Origin of the sequence: Altererythrobacter sp. (assembly GCF_050299635.1) — a bacterium.
In the GTDB taxonomy this organism is placed as follows: Bacteria; Pseudomonadota; Alphaproteobacteria; order Sphingomonadales; family Sphingomonadaceae; genus Erythrobacter.
In genome coordinates this window covers 1-1,562 of record NZ_JBNKWF010000058.1, presented here as the reverse complement: position 1 = coordinate 1,562, position 1,562 = coordinate 1, and the positions used below count along the sequence as shown (strand labels likewise).

General features: G+C 57.0%; 1 protein-coding gene. It reads right to left on the bottom strand.

Annotated elements, in window-relative coordinates; all coding sequences use genetic code 11:
• Positions 1-152: 152 nt before the first annotated feature.
• Positions 153-1,562 (bottom strand): flavin-containing monooxygenase (locus ACQY6C_RS14765; RefSeq protein ID WP_427970048.1); only part of this gene is annotated, 1,410 nt, incomplete at its 5' end.

The window sequence follows — 1,562 nt, the reverse complement described above, 5'->3', positions numbered from 1 at the left end:
CAGCTCGCGACCTGTGCGATGTTCTTGTCATGCGTGCGACCAGAGAGAATCTCGTCGCCGATCACGACGAGGCCCGCGGTCCATATCTTTTCCGGCCTAATTTCTTTCGATGCGCTCATGCCATCGGGTTTAGGCGATTGAATCGGCGCGCGCTACTCCGCAGCTTCGAGTTGCCGCTCGGCATAGGCGTTCTCAAATTTGAGAATGCCGTCATCCACCTGGGTTTCGCGCATGACCTTGCGGTCCGAAAGATAGTCCATTCCCAATTGCCACGGCCATTCCGATCCATTGTGCGGTAGCTGATCGAGCGAACGCTTGATGTAGTTGGAGGAGAGATTGAAGAACTCCTCTTTCTCCAACCCATGATCTTCCGGGAGATAGGGCGTCGCGATCTCGGTGCCCGTCTTCTGCATGTGCTGGAAGACACGGCAGATATAGTTGCACACCACATCGACCCGCAGTGTCCAACTGGCGTTGGTGTAGCCGAAGAAGGTCGAGAAATTGGGAATGTTCGAGAACATGCACCCCTTGTAATAGAAGTGATCCCTGAAGCGGACCGGTTCGCCTTCTACACTCAGTGCAATCTTGCCTGCCATCGCCAGTTGCAGCCCGGTGGCCGTGATGACGATGTCCGCCGGCAGTCTTTTGCCCGATTTCAGCACCACATCACGCCCTTCGAAGCGATCGATCGTATCGGTGACGATTTCCGCCTTGCCGCGGTTCATCGCTTCGAACAGATCGTCATCGGGAATGAAGCACATGCGCTGTTCCCACGGGCGATAGGGCGGGGTCAGGTCCGCAGCGTTGTAATTGGCGCCCAGGCTTTTCTTGGCCAGTTTGGTCAAGCTTTCTGCCACTTGGTCGGGATGGGTTTCGCAGCGCTTGATCAGCCAACTGGTCAGATGGATATTGCGCCAGCGCACGATTTTGTAGGCGAGGTCTTCGGGCAGGATTTTGCGCAGGATACGCGCCATCCAGTCCTGCGTCGGAATATTGCGGATCCAGGTCGGGGTACGTTGCAGCATTGTGACCTTGGCCGCCTGCTGCGCCATGACCGGAACGATGGTGATTGCGGTCGCGCCTGACCCCACGACGACGATGTTCTTGCCCTTGTAGTCCAGATGTTCCGGCCAGAATTGCGGATGGAGCACTTCGCCTTCGAAATTCGAGAAATCGAAGCCCGCATCATAGGCCTGGTCGTAATCGTAATAGCCAGTGCCCAGGAACAGCCAGTTGGCCGTCACTTCCCGCCGCGTGCCATCCGCTTCTACCACCACATGCCAGCGCGCATCCTGGTGGTTGAAATCGGCGGAGATGACATGCTGGCCAAATTGGATGTGGCGGCGGATATCGTGCTTGTCGATCACGCCATAGAGGTAATTCTTGATGTCCTGCGCGCTGACGATGCGGTTTTCGCTGCGCCAAGGCTCAAATTCATAGCCGAATGTGTGCATGTCGCTGTCCGTGCGGATGCCCGGATAGCGGAACAGGTCCCAGGTGCCGCCAATCTGCTCGCGCCGTTCGACAATGCAGAAGCTGTGGCCGGGGGCCTTCATCTTCAT